Genomic DNA, 19,783 nt, shown 5'->3' with positions numbered 1-19,783 from the left:
ATTGAACGGAAGTTCAGGGGTGTGCAGAGGGCGTGAAACATCTGCCCCGCATTCAGTCGGACCGGGCTGAAAACGACGCCGGAATGCGCAAACCGGGCACAATGAGCCCATGTGCCTGCTTGCTCTTGGCTGGTCGCACCACCCGCGCTGGCGGCTGGTCATGATCGGCAACCGTGATGAGTTCCACGCCCGCCCGACCGCGGCCCTGGCGCCTTGGCAGGATGAGACGTCCGTCATCGGCGGCCGCGACCTGCGCTCCGGTGGCGGCTGGGCCGGAGTGGGCGCCGGTGGCCGCATGGCGGTGGTGACCAACGTCCGCGATCCGCTGGCGGCCCAGGCCGGTCCCTCACGGGGTGCGCTGGTGGCCGACTTCCTGCGCGGCCGCGACCCGGCCAGCACCCATATGGACAGGTTGGCGGGCGTGGCCAGCGCCTACGCGCCGTTCAACCTGCTGCTGGCCGACGGGTCCGGCGTCGAGTATCTGGGCAATCACCCGGCAGAACGGCAGACCCTCGGCCCTGGGGTGCACGGCATGTCCAACGGCGCCCTGGATGCACCGTGGCCGAAGACGCGCCGCCTGATGGCAGCACTGTCGGCCTGGCTGGATGCCGATAGCGATGGACTGGACCCGCTGTGGCAGGCCCTGGCTGACGAACACCGTCCGCTCGATGGCGAACTGCCCGACACCGGCATCGGCCTGGAACGCGAGCGCTGGCTCAGCCCCGCCTTCATCCGCGGCGACGACTACGGCACCCGTGCCAGCACCGTGCTGTTGATCGACGCCGGTGGCCACGGCCAGATCCACGAACGCCGTTTCGGCCCGCAGGGTGTGTTCAGCGGACAAAGCCAGGTCAGTTTCTGACCGGAACGACCCGCAATCGGCATTGTCGCGATCCGCATGACGGTGGCCGACCGCAAAACAAGCCCGAAGCGTCATTCAGCTTTACGGCGTGACCTCGCCAACACCCGTACCGCAACGGTTGCGGCACGGCAATGCGCCCGCTGTGTCCTTTTCGCATCTGGCTCTGTGTCTATAAATGTCGCACGCGACCTCTGAAGGTGGTCGTGCACGGCCCTGCGCCGCGCACATGTAGGCCCCACACAAGGAGACACCATGCGCCGCATCCTCATCCTGCTCGCCACCCACCTGCTCACCCTTGGCCTCGGCTTCGGCCTGGGCGTGTACTTCCTGCCGATCCTGATCGCCCCCGATGACCCGCCGGTGGCGCAGGTGCAGGCGGCCATGAAGGATGCCCCCTACCAGGCCACCTTCCGCCGCGACCTGAAGGACAGCGATGCGCTGCATTGGGGCGAAGGCAAGGTCACGGTGAGCCCGACCCAGGTTGCCTTCGACGGCAAGATGGCCCCGGGGCCGGACTACAAGGTCTATCTCACCAGGGAATTCGTCGAGACCGAGGCCGACTTCGAGCGCCTGCGCGCCAGCTCCCAGCGCATCGGCGAGGTCAAGACCTTCAACCGCTTCCTGGTGGACGTTCCGGACAACGTGAACGTGGATGAGTACACCACCGTGGTGGTGTGGTGCGAGCGCTTCTCGCAGTTCATTTCCGCGGGCCAGTACCGCACGCCGGGCTGAGCAGCACCCCGGACGACTGAACGGAGAGCAGCCGAGCACGGCTCGGCTCTGCTGTAGCGCCGAGCCATGCTCGGCATACAGGAAGAAAGGGGCGGAGCCGGCCGATAAGCCGGGTTCTGTCGTGGACAGTCATTCCTCTAGGCGTTACGTCGCCGCAACGCTCAAGCAACCTACCCGGATCCAACGCGGGCCGCGCCAAAGGATCCCTATTTGGTCTTGCTCCAGGTGGGGTTTGCCGTGCCGGTCTGTTGCCAGACTCGCGGTGCGCTCTTACCGCACCATTTCACCCTTACCGGCCTTCCGAAGAAGACGTAGGCGGTATCTTTCTGTTGCACTTTCCGTCGGCTTGCGCCGCCCAGGCGTTACCTGGCACCTTGCCCTATGGAGCCCGGACTTTCCTCGGCACCCCCGAAGGGATGACGCGACTGTCTGGCCGACTCCGCCAGCGCGCATTCTACAGTAGAGCCACGCCAAGCGTGGCTACGGACGTGCAGACATCCACGCACGGCGTGGATCTACTGATTCGCCGGGCGTGGCCCGGCGCTGCCGATCAGGACCCGTACAACGCCTTGCGCGGTGCGCCGGTCAACTCCGCCGCCAGCTTGGCTGCGGTCGACGGCGGCAGGTGCTCGCTGAGCTTGGCGTAGACCTGGCGGCCGTGCGCCAGCTGCGCTTCGGCATCATCGCCAGCGCCCTGCACCATCACCACGAATTCGCCCTTGCGCTGGTTGTCATCGGCTTCCACCTTCGCCAACAACCCGGCAAGGTCGCCGTCCAGCACCGTTTCGAACAACTTGGTCAGTTCGCGCGCCAGCACCGCCGGGCGCTCGCCCCCGAAGATCGCGGCCATGTCTGCCAGCGATTCGGTGATGCGGTGCGAGGATTCATAGAACACCATCGTGCGCACTTCACCGGCCAGCGCCTGCAGGCGGTCGCGGCGACCGCTGGCCTTGGCCGGCAGGAAACCCTCGAAGGTGAAGCGATCACTGGGCAGGCCGGCCACGCTGAGCGCGGCGATGGCGGCGCAGGCGCCGGGGATCGGGCTGACCTTGATGCCGGCCGCACGCGCGGCCCGAACCAGCCGGAAGCCGGGGTCGCTGACCAGCGGAGTGCCTGCATCGCTGACCAGGGCCAGCGACTCGCCGGCCTGCAGGCGCGAGACCAGACGCTGCGACAGCGCCTCTTCGTTGTGCTCGTGCAGGGCCACCAGCGGCTGCTGGATGCCGAAATGGGACAGCAGCTGCCCGCTGCGCCGCGTGTCCTCGGCACAGATGGCCGCCACCGAGCGCAGCACCTCCTGCGCGCGCGGGCTCAGATCGGCCAGGTTGCCGATCGGCGTGGCGACGACGTACAGGGTTGGGACACTCATTTCAGCGGTACTCACGGGGCAAGGGTAGAATCCTAGCGTGTACCTGGCCAAGGCCGCTGCCCTCATCGCATGGACCCGATCATGAACAAGCCCGCCGCACGCATCTCTGCCCTGTCGTTGTCGCTGATGTTGTTGGCCGGTTGTGCCACCACCAGCCTCGTCAGCGCCCCGGAATCGCCGGCCCAGAGCCAGGCGCTGGCGCTGATCGACCAAGGCAAGCCGCGCGACGCCGCACTGCAACTGGAAGCCCTGGCCGCCACCCTGCGCGGCAACGCCCGCAGCAATGCGCTGGCCGATGCCGCCTGGGCCTGGCACCTGGCCGGCGACAGCGCGCGCGCGCGCAGCCTGCTGGGCCAGCTCACCGCGCGCCAGCTGTCCGGCGCCAGCCTGCAGCGCTTCCAGCTGACCAGCGCCGAGCTGGCACTGGCCGACAAGCAACCGGCACAGGCGCTGGCCCTGCTGAAGGACCACGGCGACAGCGTGCACCCGGGCCTGCGCACGCGCTGGCTGCTGGCACGCGGCCAGGCGCTGCAGGCCACCGGTGATGCCTTCGGCGCTGCCACCGAACGCGCCCGTGCGCACGCCGGCCTGACCGGCACGGAGCGCAGCGACAACCAGGTAGCCATTTCCGGCCTGCTGGGTACGCTGGACGATGCCACCCTGCGCAGTCGCGCCGCGGCATTGCCGGCCAACGATCCGCTGTACAACTTCGCCGGCCGCGCGTTGATTGCCCGCGGCCTGCCGCTGCCGCGCCCGTTCGATCGCGATGGTGCCGCCCAGTTCGACACCAGCAAGCGTCCGCCGGCGATGAGCGACGGCTACCGCCCACCGGCCAAGCTGGCTGTGCTGCTGCCGCTCAGCGGCCGCCTGGCGACGGCGGCACAGCCGGTCCGCGATGGCCTGCTCAGTGCCTACTACGGCGAGACCCGCCGTCGCCCCGACATCAATTTCTTCGATACCGCCGGCACCGCCGCCGGTGCGGTGTCGGCCTATGACAAGGCGGTGGCCTCCGGCGCCGATTTCGTGGTCGGTCCGCTCGGCCGCGACGAAGTGGATGCGGTGTATGGCCGCCAGCAGCTGCCGGTACCGGTGCTGGCCCTGAACCGCGGCAAGGGTGCACCGCCGGCCGGCAGCGCCGGTTTCTCGCTGGCCCCGGAAGACGACGGCATCGTTGCCGCCGAGTACATGCGCGGCCGCGAGCGCAGCAAGGCGCTGGTGATCAACAGCAGCGACGACACCGGTCGCCGCGCGGCCGCCGCCTTCGCACAGCGCTTCGCCCAGCGCGGCGGCACGGTGGCCGCCACCGTGGCTGTCAGCGAAACAGTGGGAGACGTCAGTGCGCAGGTGCGCAATGCCGGTGCGGTCGATGCCGTGTTCCTTGCGGTGCGCGCGCCGCAGGCACGCCTGCTGGCCCCGCAGCTCGCGCTGGCCGGCGCCGGCGGCGCCACCCGCGTGGGTACTTCGCAGCTGACCACCGGCAGCGGCAAGGTCGAAGAAGACGTGGCGCTGGACGGCATCATCTATCCGAACGAAGCCTGGAACGTGCGCAGCGTCTCCGGCGTGCCCTCGGCCAGCCAGGTCGCACAGACCCTGCCCAGCGCACGCGGCGCCGCCAGCCGCCTGTTCGCCTTCGGTGCCGACGCCTGGAAGATCACCGCCTATCTGGACAAGCTGTCCAACGAGGGCGGCCTGGACGGCGCCACCGGTACGCTGTACCTGGACAGCAACGGCAACATCCTGCGCCAGCCGGCATGGTCCGCCTTCAGTGGTGGCCGGCCGATGCCGATCGCCGGTGGTCGCTGAGCACCTGCAACGTGGCTCGGCGGTGGAAGCCGCCGCCGAGCTCCACCTGCAGCAGGCCGGATTGCAGCCGCGGGCACGCAACGTGCGCTATCGCGGTGGTGAACTGGACCTGGTGATGGATGACGCCGGTACCGTGGTCTTCGTGGAAGTGCGCTACCGCGCACGCCAGGACTTCGGCGGCGCCGCTGCCTCCATTGATGCACGCAAGTGCCGGCGCCTGGTGCATGCCGCGCAGCTGTACCTGCAGGACCACCCCATCCTGGCTGATGCGCCCTGCCGCTTCGACGTGGTTGAAGCGACCGGCGAGCCGCCGCAGCTGCACTGGCTGCGCGACGCGTTCCGGTTGGACGACTGCTGATGCCTTCCATCATCACCCACGCAGCCGTGCCGCTGGCACTGTGGTGCGCCGCCGACCGTGGCCGCATTCCGCCGCGTCTGCTGGCGGCCGGGGTGATCGCGGCGATGCTGCCCGATGCCGACGTGCTCGCCTTCGCCCTGCACATTCCCTATGCCGATGCGTTCGGCCACCGCGGTGCCAGCCATTCGCTGCTGTTTGCCTGCGTGCTGGCGGCACTGGCCGCGATGTTGCATGGCTTTGGTAGAGGCCGACCTTGGTCGGCACCCCACAGCTCCGGTAGTCGCCGACCTTGGTCGGCATCCCACAGCTCCGGTAGTCGCCGACCTTGGTCGGCGGTTTCGTGCCAACCAAGGTTGGCATCTACCGTACAGGCGGCGGCGTTCGTGTTCGTATGCGCGGCCAGTCACCCGTTGCTGGATGCCATGACCTCCGGCGGCCTCGGCGTCGCCCTCGCCTGGCCGTGGAGCGAACAGCGCTTCTTCGCGCCGTGGCGACCGATCCGCGTGTCACCGTTCGCGCCGCAGTTCTTCAGCGCGCGTGGCCTGGCCACGCTGCTGTCCGAGTTGCGCTGGGTATGGCTGCCGCTGGCCTGCGCGGTCGTGGCCTGGAAACTGATTCAACCCGCCCCTGCTGCCCCGCGAGATCCGTCATGAGTACCGCCCTGCCCGCCTCCCTGGTTGTCGAACTGTCCGCCCTGCTGGGTGCCGAAGGGTGGCGCATGGACGAGGCCGCGCTGGAAGCCAATGCGCAGGACAACTCGTGGCGCCATCAACGCCCCGTGGCCGTCGCCCTGCCGGCAGACGTGGCCCAGGTGCAGGCGCTGGTGCGTGCCTGCCGTGCAAATGGCGTGGCCTTGGTCGCGCGTGGTGCCGGCACCGGCACCACCGGCGCCGCCGTGCCGCTGCCGGGCAGCATCGTGCTGTCGTTCACCCGCATGGACCGCATCCTGGAAATCAGCCCTGGCGATCGCTGCGCCATCGTGCAGCCGGGTGTGCTCAACGGCACGCTGCAGCAGGCACTGGCACCGCACGGGCTGTTCTGGGCACCGGATCCTTCCAGCGCGGATATCTGCAGCATCGGCGGCAACCTGGCCTGCAACGCCGGTGGCCCGCGTGCAGTGAAGTACGGCACCAGCCGCGACAACGTGCTGGGGCTTGTCGCGGTAACCGGCACCGGTGAAGTGATCCGCTGCGGCGGCGCCTTCACCAAGGATGCCACCGGTTATGACCTCACCCATCTGCTGGTGGGCAGCGAAGGCACGCTGGCGCTTATCGTGGAAGCGACGCTGAAGCTGACACCGTTGCCGGTTGCCCAGGCCGGGCTGCGCGTGCTGTACCGCGATGCAGACGCTGCCGCCGCTGCGGTGTCGCGGTTGATGTCGCAGCCGGTGGTGCCGACCCGTCTGGAATTCATGGACGCGCGCAGCCTGGAGCTGCTGCGCCGCAACGGCGCCGATGTGCCCCAGGCCGGCGCGATGCTGCTGGTCGAAGCCGATGGTGACCACGACACCCTGCCCTACCTGTTGCAGGCGCTGGCCAGCGCTGCCGAGGGTGAGGGCATGATCGAACTGGACGTGGCGATGGAAGGCCGCGCGCGTGACCAGCTGTGGGCGGCACGCAAGGCACTGTCGCCCGCACTGCGCAGCGTCGCTCCGGGCAAGATCAACGAAGACGTGGTGGTGCCGGTATCGCGCATCCCGGCCCTCGTGGCCGGCGTGCAGGCGCTGGCACGCGAGTACACGCTGACCATCGTCAGCTTCGGTCATGCCGGCAACGGCAACCTGCACGTCAACATCCTCTATCACCCGGACGATGCAGAAGAGAGCGCCCGCGCACATGCCGCGCTGCCGAAGATCTTCGAGCTGACGCTGGCACTGGGCGGCACGCTGTCGGGCGAGCATGGCATTGGACTGGCCAAGCGCGACTTCATGGCGCAAGCGTTCACGCCGGCCACGCTGGCGACCATGCGCGCGATCAAGGCCGCGCTGGACCCCGATGGCATCCTCAACCCCGGCAAGGTACTGCCGCTGGCATGACCCACGAAGAGTGCGGACCGTGGTCCGCACCGATTCCCGCCGGGCATGGCCCGGCGCTACCGGGGCGTGTTGCCCACGCTGTCGATCAGGGCCTGCCGGAAGCTGGGCAACAGCACACGGTTGCCATGGCCGCTCAGGTGATCGTTGTCGAAGAACAGCGGCTCCCCGTCTTCCACCGCCGAACAGGTCTGCGGCCCGCACAGCTGCGGCAGCGGGTCCCATACGGTCAATGAGCGGTAGCGCGCGGCCAGATCGGCCAGCAGTGCCATCTGCGGAGCACGCAGCATTTCCAGATCAGCACGACGCATGGTCAGGCCACCGGCACAGCCCGGATTGCTGCGGTTGAACCAATCCGAGCAACGGTAGGCGCCGGCCTTGAACAACGGCAGTGGCGCGTCGATCACCACATGCACGCCCAGCTTCTGCAGGCGGCCCAGCACCCGTTCGGCCTCCTGGCGTGCGGCCTGCGCGTGGGCACGCGTGCGTTCGGCCAGCAGCTCCCGGTAGATCTGCTGCTCATCCTGGTGTTGCCAGTCGAAGCCGCGCAGTTCCGGCATGCGCAATGCGGCAAGCAGCACGATGTCACCCGGGCGCGCGTCGCGCTCAATGGTCGACAACGCTTCTTCGATGAAGTCCTGGCAGTCTGCCGGGCTGGCCCGCAGCAGGTTGACGAAGCTGCAGCCTCCGCGATCTTCCTGCTGCACCTGCATGCCGGTCTGGCGCGCGACCATGCTGGTCATCGTGCGGTAAGCGGCGGCATGCGAGTCGCCGATTACGAACAGCGTGCGTCCCTCCAGTGCAGGGGTGGCCACCGGTTCGAGCGGGCGCCATTGCGGGAAGCGGCGTGCCTGCCACTGGTAGCCATCGCCGGTAACGCTGAGCGAAACCTGCTCGTGATATTCCACGGTTGCCCAGGCAGCGGCCCCGCAGAGCGCCACCACCGGCAGTGCCATCGCCAGCACCTTGGCCGGTGCCAGCCGCAGCAGCCAACCCGCGCGCCGCAGCGGCTGTTCCACCCAATGATACGAGGCCGCCGATATGCCCAGCAGCAGCACCGGGTACAGCCACAGCGCGGCGCCCTGCAGGCCGTAGGTCCAGCGCAGCAGCACCAGCAGGGGCCAGTGCCACAGGTACAGCGAGTACGACAGCCGCCCCAGATATGCCAGTGGCGACCATGCCAGCGCGCGCCCGATGCGCGATGTGCCGTGCCCGGCGACGGCCGCCAACAGCAACAACGTCCCGACCACCGTCGCCAGCACCCCCGGCACCGGCATCGCCAGCCCTGGTGCCAACACCAGGCCCAGCACAAGCAGCGCCGCCCCTGCCGCGCCCAGCAGACCCGCGCGCCGACTGCCCGTACGCGTGGACATCCATTGATACAGCAGCGCGCCAGCGGCCAGTTCCCAGAAGCGCGCCGGCAGCAGATAGAACGCCGCCGCAGGTGATGCCTTCGCCTGCCACCCCGCCCACAGCAGCGAGGCCAGCGCGGCCACCGGCAACAGCCAGTGCGACCATGGCCAACGGTCACGCCCGCGCAGCCAGACGAAGAACAGCAGCGGGAAGATCAGGTAGAACTGCTCCTCCACCCCCAGCGTCCAGGTATGCAGGAACGGATTGAGTTCGGCACCGGGCGAGAAGTAATCATCCTGCTGCCCGGCCAGAATGAAATTGCTGACGCCGACCAGCGCGGCCCAGCCGGTCTGGTCGAACTGTTCGTTGCGCCAGGCTCGCGGAATGAACAGCGCCGACAGCACGAAGGTCGCCACCAGCATCACCAGCAGAGCGGGCATCAGGCGCAGTACGCGGCGCCGGTAGAAATCGAGCAGCCATGCGCCCAACGGCTGATTGGCGCGCGACGCCAATGCCTGGCTGATCACGAAGCCGGAGACCACGAAGAACAGGTCGACCCCGGTAAAACCGCCCGGCAACCAGGCAGCGTTGGCATGGAAAACGATGACGGCAAGCACTGCCAGCGCACGCATGCCATCGATGGCGGCGTTGTGGCGAAGGTCGGGAGCGGACATGGAGCGTCCAGTGGCGATCGGTCTGCCAGCATCCACAGCATCAGGTGGAAACTGCAATGGCCAATTGCGACGTGGTCAATCGCCGTTCAACCCCGGTCAAGTGTTTGAGGATTCTGCAGACTCGCGCGGTGGGGGCGGACCTTGGTCCGCATCGCCTTCCGCCGGGCATGGCCCGGCGCTACCGATCCGATGGGGGTCAGAGCCCATTGCCAAGGCAATGGGATCCGACCCCGTCATCGCCGCTTACCAGGCCATGCGCATGCCTACCTGGCCGCCCACGTTGCGGTAGCCGTGGTCACCGCGCTGCACGGTCACGCCGCCCCACGCACCCCAGCGCTGGCCCAGCTTCAGCTCGGCACCGGCCTGTACTTCATAGCGGTTGCGCGGCATGTCCGCACCCAGCGTGTCACCGTTGAACTGCAGCGTGCTGGTGCCGCTGCCACGCAGCCAGTTCACGCCCATATAGGGCTGCACGGTGTTGCCTGCCGCCGTGCCATGCCCGAACACGCGCACGCCCAAGCGCCCGCTCAGGCCGCCAGCATCGGCGTTGTCGATCACCGTGCCGTTGGCTTCCACATGGTGGTCGGCGCGGAAGTCGACGTAGTTCAGCTGCAGCTGCGGCTGCACATACAGCCTGCTGGCGGCACCCTGCCACACGTTGAAGGTGTAGCCCCCCTCCAGCGACGCACTGGCCATGCGCGCATCGTAGGTCTCGCGCTCCAGGCCGATGCCCTGCACGCGATTGTCGAAGCGGCCGTACTGCACGCTGCCATCCACGTAGGCACCGCTGAGGCCCGCGGCGTCCTGCAGCCACGTGCCGTACGCGCCCACCGCGCTGCCACGTACACGGCCCTTGGCGCTGTAACCGGTCAGCCCGGACACCACGCTGCTATCGGTGCGACCACTGCCCAGCATCACGCCGAAGGCGGCGTTGCCCCGGCGCAGCAGGTCGCTGCCGATCTGCAGCACCGAGCTGTTGCCGTCCACCGACAGCTGGCCACCGACCGCGCTGACGTCCGCCTGCTGCCGGCCGATGCGTGCCCACGCGGCACGCCCCTCATCCAGCGACACGGCGCCGGTACGGTCGTTCAGGCGATGGGAAAACATGTTGATGGCCGCCGACTGGTTGGCCAGGTAGGCGCCGGCCTCCGGGCGTAGTACCGGCGGCGGCGTGACCGGATTACCGGGATCAAGCGGACCGCCTTCGCCACCGTCACCCGGGTCCGGACCCGGGCCAGGATCGACTGCGCAGCCGGGGGCCGCCGGATCCTCCGCGCAGCGATCGAACCATTGCGAGCGCAAGTACCAGTTGCCGTCGGCCGGGTCGATCAAACCGCCCTGGAACAGGAAGTACTCGTACGAGCCGCCCACCGCGCGCCCCACCAGCGCGTAGTTTGCCAGTGACGCACCGTCGATCTCGATCAGTTGGATGCCATCGACCGTCGGCGCCCCCACCCCACCGATGTTCTTCACCGCCAACAGCGCATCACCGGAGGTGTCACCGCGCACGTGCAGGCGATCCATGGCGCTGTCATCGCCGGCCAATGCCCCGTGGAACAGGAAGTGCGCGCCTTCAGTGTGCAGATCGCCATCCACGGTGAGCGTGTTGAAGCGACCGTTGCCGTCAGACAGGCCCACACCGCTGCCACGTACCTGTAGTTCGCCCACGCTGGCGTCGCCGGTCAGCGTCCATTGGCTGCCGCCTTCGATCGCCATCGTCTGCACCAGGTCGGACGCACCCTGCCACAGCGAACCATCGGCCAGGCGCACATGCACGTCCGACTGCGGCACAAGGCCGGCATCCTCGTCTTCCGGAGTAATGACGATGTCACCCACCATCTGCGAGCGCCCCTCCAGCAGCACGTCGAAACGCCCGGCCACCGCCGCATCCAACGCCAGCGCGATGCCGTTGCCGCCCGATACCAGTGCGCCGTTGGACAGGGTCAGGCCGGGGTCGCGACTGCTGCGCACCCACACACCGCCATGCTGGGCGCTCACCAGCGAGCCACCGTCGATGCTCAGCCGCCCGTTGTCATTGATCAACGCCGCCCATGCACCTTCGCCTTCGGTGCGCACGTGGGTGTTGGCCAACACCATCTGCCCCGCCCCCCCGGAAATGAGACCATGGGAAGATCGACCCAAAGTCTGTAGGCGGCTGTCACTCAACGTGACCGTGCCGCCGGTGCGCGCGATCGCGGCAGCAGAACCGTCACCTTCGGTCAGCACCTGGATGTCGACGGCATCGATCAGAGGTCGGCGTCCCATGTCACCCTGCGCGTACACGCCATGGGCCGAACTGCCATTGGTGGAAAGACGCGTGCCAACAACCTGGGCGTGTCCACCTCGCACATCCAGACCGAGTGCGCGATCGCCCCGCGCCGCCACCAACGAATCGCGCAGCACCAACGTGGAGTCGTTCGGCATCCAGATGGCGGTGCCGTCAGAGGTTGCAAGCGTGCTCCGCTCCACTGTCACTGCATTGCCCCGCCCATTTATATCCAGGGCAATCCACTCGCTGCGGACACTGCTGTCGCGCAGAACGGTTACGCCATTGTCCATGAGCCTCAGTCCCGAGTCGCCGGACAGCTCACTGCCCTGCACCGTCAGTGAACCACCAGACTGTTCCACCGCACGACTGTTCGCACCCTGCACCACGATCCGGCTGTCAGAGAGATGGACGGTCCCCCCCAGCGCCACGCCTGTGGCCGATTGCCCCTGAAGGTGGACGTCCACCTGGTGCATCGCCAACGTTGCGCCACGGTGCGCTGTTGCGCCGACTCCTGAATGCCCCACGCGGCTGATGCTCGAGTTCTGCAGCACCACATCAGCCGTACCAGTGACCAGAACGCCATCTCTCGCATCACCCAGGATGTCGATGTGAACGGCATCGAGCGTTGCAGTACCAGCGTTCGCGTACAGGCCGGACGTACTTGAGCGGCTCACCTGCAGCTGGCCACCCTGCATCTGCAGGCTGCCGCCCAACAGCCGCAGGGCGTCACCTCCACTGCTGCGGACCTGTACGTTCTTCAGCACGGCATCGGCATCCTGCACCTGCACACCGTGCGCGCTGTTGCCGGATGTCTCGATCACAACGTCGGTGGCCTGCAGGCGGGCACCTGCAGCAACCGATGCACCGGCTGCGGACACACCGGCGGTGGTTACCGTTCCGCTATCCAGCCTGATCACGCTGCCACTCCCTTCGGCGTGCGCTGCATGTGCTGCACGCCCAACCGTGGAAAGGTTTACCGGACCCGTCGGCAGGATGCGGCCCCCATTGACGGCATAGAAGGCGTGCCCGGAAGGGTCGGCCGGCAGAACCGGCTCGGTAGTGTGATAGTCGCCTGCCGGTGGCGTCTGCTCGTCTCCGTCGGCCACGATCTGTTGTGCCGCCGCCGGGGCGCTGGCAATCAGAACGATAGCGAGGGCTGTGGCCAAGGCATGGTGTCGGGGAATGGAATTCTGCATGGGGGCACTCGTGAAAGGAGGCGCCATGCTCGGCCCGGTGCTGAACCGTTGCCATCGAATGCGTTGCAACCCGCGACACCTTTTCGCCGATCTGGCTGGCAGCTGAATCGCCCCCGGCATCCAGAGCGCTTTGCAACTTTTTGCATGGGATGGGCGGACCTGCACCCGGAAACTGCGGCCAACCGAGACACGTCCTTTCGCATACGGCCCGCCTCCTTACAGATCCTTCACAACGGCGCGGCCCGCCCGGCAACTGGTCTGAACAGTCGCCGGTGTCTCCCCTACTCCCGCCACAAGGATCCTTCCATGAAGCGCACGGCCACTCAGCCCCCCCTTCGCACCCCGCGCCCGCGTCTGCTGTGCCGCAGTCTGCTGCTGGCCTTGGCCACCCTTCCCGCGGCTACCGCGTTGGCGGGTGAACTTGATGGCCAGACCGCCGAGGTCGGCGCCGCTGACCCGACCGAAGCGTGGACGCTGAAGAACGGATCGCTGTTGACAGTGAACGGTGGGTCGTCGCTGTACATTGAAGCTGATGACTCCACGGTCACGCTCTCCAATGCCACGGTCGGTGCGGGGAGCAGACAACATGCCGTCAGTCTCTTCGGCGGCTCAACGCTGGCCGCACGATCAACCCGGTTCACGGCGGGCATCTTTGTCACCGACAGCAGCACTGCATGGGTCGAAGACAGTGAGATCGTTGTGACTGCGGCAGGCTTAAGTCCCCGCATGGCCAGCGTTGGCATCGGCCTGTCTGGGACTGCCAGCACGCTTCCCGCGGATTCTCTGGCGGTGGTGCGCAACACCTACCTGCGCGTCGAGGACGTACCGGGCACGCCAGACATCAATAGCGGCCTGGGCGTGCGCCTGATGGCCGGAGAAATCCAGCTGCAGAACTCGCGGATCGATGCAGACAACATGGCGGCGTTGCTTGCAATCCACCGCGCCGGCCAGCCACCGATTACCCTGCGTATCGACAACTCTGCGCTGCGGTCCCGCCGCGGCGCTGCCATCCGGATCGCGCCGATCAAGATTGATGCAGAGCACCGAATCATCGTAACGAACGGCTCGCAGCTGCAAGCAGGCGATGGCAATCTTCTGCTGATGAAGTCATGGAATGACATGCTTGTCACTTCTGCAATCCATACGGACTTCACCGTGGATGACGCGCGCTTGATCGGCAACGTCAACGTGGATACCACGACCGTGGTCAATGGCACCCTTGACGTGATCCTGCGCAACAAGGCACAGATCGACGGCCGCTTCATCAATGTCACCTCGGCCGACATCGGCAGCGACAGCACCTGGCTGATGACCGGCGACAGCAATGTCGGCCACCTTGCCTTGGGCAGCACCGGCACCGTGGCACTGGGCAATGGCAGCTCATTCAACACCCTCACCGTGGATACCTTCGACGGCGCCGGTGGCACCCTGCTGTTCAACACCCAGCTGGGTGACGATGCCTCGGCCACCGACAAGCTGATCATCAAGGGCGACTCGAACGGCCAGGCCAATGTGCGCGTGCTCAACGCCGGCGGTGCCGGTGCGAAGACCGACAAGGGCATCGAGCTGATCCGCGTGGGCGGCGCATCGAATGCACAGTTCGACCTGCAGGGCCGCGCGGTGGGCGGGCAGTACGAGTACTTCCTGTTCAAGGACACGACCAATGGCGGTTGGTACCTGCGCTCGGAGCTGGCCGGCACGCCGGATCCGTGTGTGGTGGATCCGTCGCTGCCGGAGTGCAAGCCGATCGACCCGGTGGACCCGGTCGATCCTATTGACCCGATCGACCCCACCCCGGTGCTACGCCCGGAAGCCGGTGCCTACCTGGCCAACCAGTTCGCGATGGACCAGCTGCTGCGCCATGGCATGCGCGACCGCCAGGGGGGCGCTGCCGCAGCAGATGGTATTCGCGGCTGGGCCCGCGTGGATGCGACCCAGAGCAAGCTGTCGGCGGTGGAAGACCAGCTCGACCTGCGCGTGGACCGCTCGCGCCTGCAGCTGGGTGCAGACGTGGGCGTGTTCGACAACGGCCAGGGCCGCGTGGGCGTGATGGGTACGCTGGCCAAGTCCGATGCCACCTCGCGTTCGCAGCTGACCGGCTACAGCGCACGCGGCAAGGTCAACGGTGGTGCGCTGGGCGTGTATGGCAACTGGAGCAACGATGCGCTGTATGTGGATGCCAGCGTGCAGCGTGGCCAGTTCCGCAACCGCGTGCAGGGTGAAGGCCTGGCTGAGGAACGCTACGACTCGGATATCTGGCAGTCGTCGCTGGAAGCCGGCTACCGCTTCGGCATCGGCCAGATCGGCAGCACTGCGCTGAGCCTGCAGCCGGAACTGCAGCTGATCTACACCGACGCCAACACCGACCGCCACGAGGAAACCAACGGCACCGTGGTGCGCAGCCTGGGCGACAGCGGCCTGTCCGGTCGCATGGGCCTGCGCTTGCAGGGCGAAGGCCGCAGTGCAGCGGGTGCGTCGGTCAGCCCCTACGTGGTGGCCAACTGGTACCGCGATGGCGCCAGCAATGGCATGGCATTTGATGATGAAGCGCTGAAAGCCAGCGTGCCGCGCAACCGCTACGCGTTGAATGCCGGTGCGCGCGTGTACTTCCGTTCCGGGCTGAGCGCCTGGGGTGGGTTTGGTGTGATGCGCGGTGACCATGGCTATCGCGAAGCGACGGCCAATGTGAGCGTGGCTTACAAGTGGTGATCTGCCTTCCGTAGCGCCGCGCCATGCTCGGCTGCTTTCCCGTCAGATCGCGATGAGCCGAGCATGAGCTCGGCTCTACAGGAATGTCGCAATTGCCATGACGATACGGGCCTGGCCCATCTGCAACACCTTCAAATTTGAAACTTCTCTGATTGGTACAGCGGCGTTTACGTGCACATCATGGCGTGCCACCGACAACGGGTGGCACGGGCTTGCAATCCCGTTAGGTTGATGTGTTGTTTACGCTTGCCTGTCGGCGTCGCTCTTTCCTTGTTGGGCGGCGTCGGCAGGCAATCCGTCCGTGCCCTATGGCGGGCGGTGCGTGGGGGTCTCGTACCCGCCGGCATTTCTACATCAACCTCCGGTATTGCAACCACGCACCGTCCGCCACCCTCGCGTCCACGCGGCGGTGGCCCCTTGCTTCATGCACAAGGATGCCTGCCACCATGACCGCCTCGACCTACCCGTATCTGTTCGCCACCCTGGGCGATGCTGCCAGTCAGCTGCCCGAGGCAATCGCCCGCGCACTGGAAACCACGCTCACTGCAACCCATGCCGCCAATGCACCCGGCGGCATCACGCTGCTTGACTGCCTGCAGCGCATTCGCAAGGTGGAAGCCGCCGATGGCCAGCCGTGGCCGGGCAAGGGGCGCACGCCCGTGCAGCGCATGGCGCTGGCCCGTATCGACCGCGCCAACGCCGGGCTGACGTTGCTGCTGGAGATGCTGCATGCCACCGAGCGCGTGCGCATCGATGGCGATGATGATCAGCAGGTGGGCGACGACGTGCGCGAAGGGCTGCTGTTGGCCTGCCGTGGGCTGGCCGAGTATGTGGATGTGCAGTTGCACGCGGCGTGACATCTGCAACGAAAAGGCCGAGCATTGCTCGGCCGTACTTCATGGCGGTGGTGCTCACCCGCCGCACCTGGCACAGCAGGCCGAGCATGCGCTCGGCCATGCCGGCACCATCAGCGGCGCATCACCAGGCCTTGCGCAAGCCCAGCTGGGCGCCGACATCGCGGTAGCCGCGATCACCGCGCTGCAGGGTCATGCCACCCCATGCAGCCCAGCGCTGGCCCAGCTTCAGCTCGGCGCCGGCCTGGGCTTCGTAGCGGTTGCGCGGCACGTCTGCACCCAGCGTATCGCCGTTGAATTGAACGGTGCGGGTGCCGCTGCCACGCAACCAGTTCACGCCCAGGTAGGGTTGAACCACATTGCCGGCGGCCGTACCGCGACCGAACACGCGCACACCCACGCGACCACTCAGGCCGCTGGCATCGGCGTTCTCGATGACGGTTCCATTGCTCTCGACATGCCGGTCTGCACGCAGATCCGCATACGAAAGCTGCAGCTGTGGCTGCAGGTAAACGTTGGACGAAGTGCCCTGCGAGATGGCGAAGGTGTAACCACTTTCCATCGACGCACTGGTCACCTGCGAATCGTAGGTTTCCCGGCCCAGGCCGGCACCCTGCACGCGGTTGTCGAAACGACCCTGCTGCACGCTGGCATCCACATAGGCACCTCCGGCCTGGCCGCGATTCTGCACCCAGGTGCCGTACATGCCGATGGCGGTACCACGTACACGGCCCTTGGCGCTGTAGCCGGTCAGCTTGGAAACCACGGCACTGTCGGCGCGCCCGCTGCCCAACATCACGCCAAAGGTGGCGTTGCCACGGCGCAGCAGGTCACTGCCGACCTGCAGCATTGAGGTGGAGCCATCCACCGATAGCTGGCCGCCCACGGCGGTGAAATCGGACTGCTGACGTGCCACCCGTGCCCATGCGTTGCGGCCTTCGCCAGCATCCAACGCACCCACTCGATCGCTCAGGCGATGGTCGAACATCTTCAGTGCAGCAGACTGGTTGGCCAGGTAGGCGCCCACTTCAGGGCGCAGCAACGGTGCGGGCGGATCGATCGGGTCGATCGGGTCAACGGGGTCGATCGGGTCAACGGGGCCGATCGGATCAACGGGATCGATCGGGTCAATCGGCGTGCAGCCCGGCAACGACGGATCACGCTCGCACAGGTCCGGCAGCAGGGCCGAGCGCAGGTACCAGTTGCCTTCGCCCCCAACCACGCCACCCTTGTGCAGGAAATACTCGTGGGCGCCTGCCACCACACGACCATGCACCTTGTAGTCCGCGTTCGAAGCGCCGTCGACCTGGATGACGGTGATGCCCTCGATGGTCTTGGCGCCCAGGCCTCCTACATTGCTCACCCAGATCTGGGCATCACCACTGGTATCACCACGCACATGCAGGCGGTCCATGGCCGAATCATCGCCTTCCAGGCCGCCCCGGAACTGGAACTCGGCGTTCTCGCTGTGCAGATCGCCATCGATCATCAGCGTATTGAAGCCGGCATCGGAGGGGTCGGAGAGATAGACGACGCCCTGGCGCACATCCATCGATTTCACCTGTGAATCTCCGCGCAGCGTCCACCAGCTGCCGCCGTCGATCGCGACGGAATTGACGATTCCCGAGCGCCCGTTCCAGTTTGAGCCGCTGGACAGCTGGACGTGTACATCCGATGCAGGAACCAGCCCGGCGTCGAGGTCCTGCTGGCTGATGACGATATCGCCGCGCAGGATCGAACCATCCAACGCTACGTCGAAGCGGCCCGCCACCGAAGCATCAAGCGCCAGCGCAGTGCCGTTGCCGCCCACCAACAGCGAACCTTCGCTCAGACGCAGGCCAGTGCTGCCGTTGCCACGCACGCGGACAGCACCATGCTGGACACTGTGGATGTAGGCCCCTTTCATGTCGAATGCAGCATCGTCGTGGATGACCGCGCCCCAGGCACCCTCGCCCTGGGTCAGGACATCGGTGCGTTCAAGAACCACCCTGCTGCCGGACTGCGCCACGATGCCGTGCGAGTTGACGCCGATGGTATCGATCACGCTCTCGCTCAAAGCGGCAGACCCACCCGCGATGTCGAGACCGATTGCGTTGTCGCCGCGCGTCTCGATCCGCGATCTCGAGGCCTCAAACGCTCCACCTGCCATGGAAACGCCTGACGACCCATGACCGGTGGTTCGAACAAACGACATTTCATTCAGTGTGATCGAGCTGCCCGTGCCCTCAACCCGTACGGCAGCTGTGTCATCAGCCTCGGTCAGCAGTGACGTGGACATGTCGCCCAGGATGGTGCCGCCATTGAGTGCATGAAATGCATGCTCGCCTGGTTTGGCAGTCCAATAGTCCCCGGCCGGCGGCATCTTGAAGTCGGTTCCACCATCGGCGATGACCTGCTGCGCCATGGCGGGGGAGGCAAGGGAAAGCGCGCCGGCCAGTGAAACGGCCAGCAGATTGCGGCGCTGGAAATGGCGCATTGTTTGAATACCCGCAGGAATTTATTGAGAACCATGGTCGCCATGTCTCACTTGCACCTCCATAGGACAAGTTCGAAATGGACCGCTGGGCTCAGCCTGCAGGACGCGTGGCCGCGGCTACCGCAAACTGTGGGGAAGCAGGCACTTCGTGCCCGCTCTGCCGCTAATTGCAATGATTCCGATAGCCTTGCTTCACAGAGGCATCGATAGTGCGCACTTCTTTCCGAGAGGTGTTCCGATGCAGAAGATGTTGGTGCCATTGAAGCGCTACGCGCAGTTCAGTGGGCGGGCGAGCCGCAGTGAGTTCTGGTGGTTCCAGTTGTTCGTGGTGATCGTTTCGATCCCGTTGTATGTGCTGAGCTTCTATGCCGGTTACAGCGGCTCGGAGGGCCTGGCACTGGCATCGACCGGCCTAAGCGTGGTGATGTGGTTGGTGTTCGCCCTGCCCTGCATCGCGGCGACCATCCGCCGCCTGCACGACACCGATCGCTCGGGTTGGTGGATGCTGTTGGCGTTCGTACCGTTTGCGAGCCTGGTGCTGCTGGTGTTCCTGCTGCTGCCCAGCACCCCCGGCGACAACCGCTTCGGCTCGCCGGTGCCGCACGTGTAACTTCCTCGCTTGGGTAGGTGTCGACCTTGGTCGACACGGTGCTGCCACGGGTGGCTGACACATTCGTGCCAACCAAGGTTGGCACCTACCAGGGCAATGCCGAGGTGCCTCCGCCACCGTGTGGACACGGGTGGCTGACACATTCGTGCCAACCAAGGTTGGCACCTACCAGGGCATTGCCGATGTGCCTCCGCCACCGTGTGGGCACGGGCGGCTGACACGTTCGTGCCAACCAAGGTTGGCACCTACCAGGGCAATGCCGATGTGCCTCCGCCACCGTGTGGACACGGGTGGCTGACACATTCGTGCCAACCAAGGTTGGCACCTACCAGAGCAATGCCGAGGTGCCTCCGCCACCGTGTGGGCACGGGCGGATGACACGTTCGTGCCAACCAAGGTTGGCACCTACCAGGGCAATGCCGATGTGCCTCCGCCACCGTGTGGACACGGGTGGCTGACACATTCGTGCCAACCAAGGTTGGCACC

13 protein-coding genes and 1 other RNA gene are annotated in these 19,783 nt (G+C 66.6%); 9 read left to right on the top strand and 5 right to left on the bottom strand.

The genetic code is table 11. The features are described 5' to 3' along the window. Positions 1 to 109: 109 nt before the first annotated feature. Both ACVOLJ_RS10140 and ACVOLJ_RS10135 read left to right on the top strand, forming a co-directional pair. A complete protein-coding gene (locus tag ACVOLJ_RS10140) occupies positions 110 to 862 on the top strand; it encodes an NRDE family protein (RefSeq protein WP_475279241.1) in 753 nt (250 codons plus the stop codon). 252 nt (positions 863 to 1,114) lie between these two features. Further along, positions 1,115 to 1,594, top strand: a complete 480-nt coding sequence (locus ACVOLJ_RS10135) for a DM13 domain-containing protein (protein WP_475279242.1) — start codon at positions 1,115 to 1,117, stop codon at positions 1,592 to 1,594. A gap of 89 nt (positions 1,595 to 1,683) precedes the next feature. Here ACVOLJ_RS10135 and rnpB read toward each other — a convergent pair. Both rnpB and rsmI read right to left on the bottom strand, forming a co-directional pair. Further along, positions 1,684 to 2,035, bottom strand: an RNA gene (gene rnpB / locus ACVOLJ_RS10130) — RNase P RNA component class A. Positions 2,036 to 2,144: 109 nt separating this feature from the next. Continuing rightward, on the bottom strand, positions 2,145 to 2,963 hold the full coding sequence (gene rsmI, locus ACVOLJ_RS10125) for a 16S rRNA (cytidine(1402)-2'-O)-methyltransferase (protein ID WP_475279243.1): 819 nt from the start codon (positions 2,961 to 2,963) through the stop codon (positions 2,145 to 2,147). A gap of 81 nt (positions 2,964 to 3,044) precedes the next feature. On the opposite strand from rsmI, the gene ACVOLJ_RS10120 reads away from it, so the two are divergent. Genes ACVOLJ_RS10120 through ACVOLJ_RS10105 form a run of 4 tightly spaced genes read left to right on the top strand, consistent with a single transcriptional unit; the run spans position 3,045 to position 7,159 of the window. Continuing rightward, positions 3,045 to 4,766 (top strand): penicillin-binding protein activator, encoded by a 1,722-nt coding sequence (locus ACVOLJ_RS10120; RefSeq protein WP_475279244.1) that lies wholly within the window; start codon positions 3,045 to 3,047, stop codon positions 4,764 to 4,766. Further along, on the top strand, positions 4,756 to 5,124 hold the full coding sequence (locus ACVOLJ_RS10115) for a YraN family protein (protein ID WP_475279245.1): 369 nt from the start codon (positions 4,756 to 4,758) through the stop codon (positions 5,122 to 5,124). Before ACVOLJ_RS10120 ends, ACVOLJ_RS10115 begins: the two co-directional genes overlap by 11 nt. Continuing rightward, on the top strand, positions 5,124 to 5,777 hold the full coding sequence (locus tag ACVOLJ_RS10110; protein WP_475279246.1) for a metal-dependent hydrolase: 654 nt from the start codon (positions 5,124 to 5,126) through the stop codon (positions 5,775 to 5,777). The genes ACVOLJ_RS10115 and ACVOLJ_RS10110 overlap by 1 nt, the downstream gene beginning before the upstream one ends. Beyond that, positions 5,774 to 7,159 carry an FAD-binding oxidoreductase gene (locus ACVOLJ_RS10105; RefSeq protein ID WP_475279247.1) on the top strand — a complete coding sequence of 462 codons (1,386 nt, stop codon included), beginning with the start codon at positions 5,774 to 5,776 and terminating at the stop codon, positions 7,157 to 7,159. The genes ACVOLJ_RS10110 and ACVOLJ_RS10105 overlap by 4 nt, the downstream gene beginning before the upstream one ends. Before the next feature lie 56 nt (positions 7,160 to 7,215). Here ACVOLJ_RS10105 and ACVOLJ_RS10100 read toward each other — a convergent pair whose 3' ends face one another. Further along, positions 7,216 to 9,183, bottom strand: coding sequence for an acyltransferase family protein (locus ACVOLJ_RS10100; protein WP_481564067.1), 1,968 nt, complete (start codon positions 9,181 to 9,183; stop codon positions 7,216 to 7,218). A 243-nt stretch (positions 9,184 to 9,426) separates the two neighbouring features. Further along, positions 9,427 to 12,648 carry an autotransporter family protein gene (locus ACVOLJ_RS10095; protein WP_481564066.1) on the bottom strand — a complete coding sequence of 1,074 codons (3,222 nt, stop codon included), beginning with the start codon at positions 12,646 to 12,648 and terminating at the stop codon, positions 9,427 to 9,429. Between the two features lie 306 nt (positions 12,649 to 12,954). On the opposite strand from ACVOLJ_RS10095, the gene ACVOLJ_RS10090 reads away from it, so the two are divergent. After that, complete coding sequence (locus tag ACVOLJ_RS10090) at positions 12,955 to 15,357, top strand: autotransporter family protein (RefSeq protein ID WP_481564065.1); 2,403 nt, start codon at positions 12,955 to 12,957, stop codon at positions 15,355 to 15,357. Between the two features lie 446 nt (positions 15,358 to 15,803). Further along, entirely contained in the window at positions 15,804 to 16,214 is a 411-nt protein-coding gene (locus ACVOLJ_RS10085; RefSeq protein ID WP_475279252.1) for a hypothetical protein, read from the top strand. A gap of 121 nt (positions 16,215 to 16,335) precedes the next feature. Here the strand turns inward: ACVOLJ_RS10085 and ACVOLJ_RS10080 are convergent, their stop codons facing one another. Further along, positions 16,336 to 18,255 (bottom strand): autotransporter family protein, encoded by a 1,920-nt coding sequence (locus ACVOLJ_RS10080; protein WP_481564064.1) that lies wholly within the window; start codon positions 18,253 to 18,255, stop codon positions 16,336 to 16,338. Positions 18,256 to 18,925: 670 nt separating this feature from the next. Between ACVOLJ_RS10080 and ACVOLJ_RS10075 the strand changes: the two genes are divergently transcribed. Continuing rightward, complete coding sequence (locus ACVOLJ_RS10075; RefSeq protein WP_475279254.1) at positions 18,926 to 19,297, top strand: DUF805 domain-containing protein; 372 nt, start codon at positions 18,926 to 18,928, stop codon at positions 19,295 to 19,297. Positions 19,298 to 19,783 lie beyond the last annotated feature (486 nt).

The sequence above is a fragment of the Stenotrophomonas sp. STEN046 genome (assembly GCF_056759755.1).
This window is presented reverse-complemented; position numbering and strand designations above follow the sequence as displayed.

Coding starts and splice junctions, on each gene's coding strand:
- ACVOLJ_RS10095 (WP_481564066.1), bottom strand. CDS start 12,648: ATGCAGAATTCCATTCCCCGACACCATGCCTTGGCCACAGCCCTCGCT.
- ACVOLJ_RS10105 (WP_475279247.1), top strand. CDS start 5,774: ATGAGTACCGCCCTGCCCGCCTCCCTGGTTGTCGAACTGTCCGCCCTG.
- ACVOLJ_RS10135 (WP_475279242.1), top strand. CDS start 1,115: ATGCGCCGCATCCTCATCCTGCTCGCCACCCACCTGCTCACCCTTGGC.
- ACVOLJ_RS10120 (WP_475279244.1), top strand. CDS start 3,045: ATGAACAAGCCCGCCGCACGCATCTCTGCCCTGTCGTTGTCGCTGATG.
- ACVOLJ_RS10140 (WP_475279241.1), top strand. CDS start 110: ATGTGCCTGCTTGCTCTTGGCTGGTCGCACCACCCGCGCTGGCGGCTG.
- ACVOLJ_RS10100 (WP_481564067.1), bottom strand. CDS start 9,183: ATGTCCGCTCCCGACCTTCGCCACAACGCCGCCATCGATGGCATGCGT.
- rsmI (WP_475279243.1), bottom strand. CDS start 2,963: ATGAGTGTCCCAACCCTGTACGTCGTCGCCACGCCGATCGGCAACCTG.
- ACVOLJ_RS10090 (WP_481564065.1), top strand. CDS start 12,955: ATGAAGCGCACGGCCACTCAGCCCCCCCTTCGCACCCCGCGCCCGCGT.
- ACVOLJ_RS10075 (WP_475279254.1), top strand. CDS start 18,926: ATGCAGAAGATGTTGGTGCCATTGAAGCGCTACGCGCAGTTCAGTGGG.
- ACVOLJ_RS10085 (WP_475279252.1), top strand. CDS start 15,804: ATGACCGCCTCGACCTACCCGTATCTGTTCGCCACCCTGGGCGATGCT.
- ACVOLJ_RS10110 (WP_475279246.1), top strand. CDS start 5,124: ATGCCTTCCATCATCACCCACGCAGCCGTGCCGCTGGCACTGTGGTGC.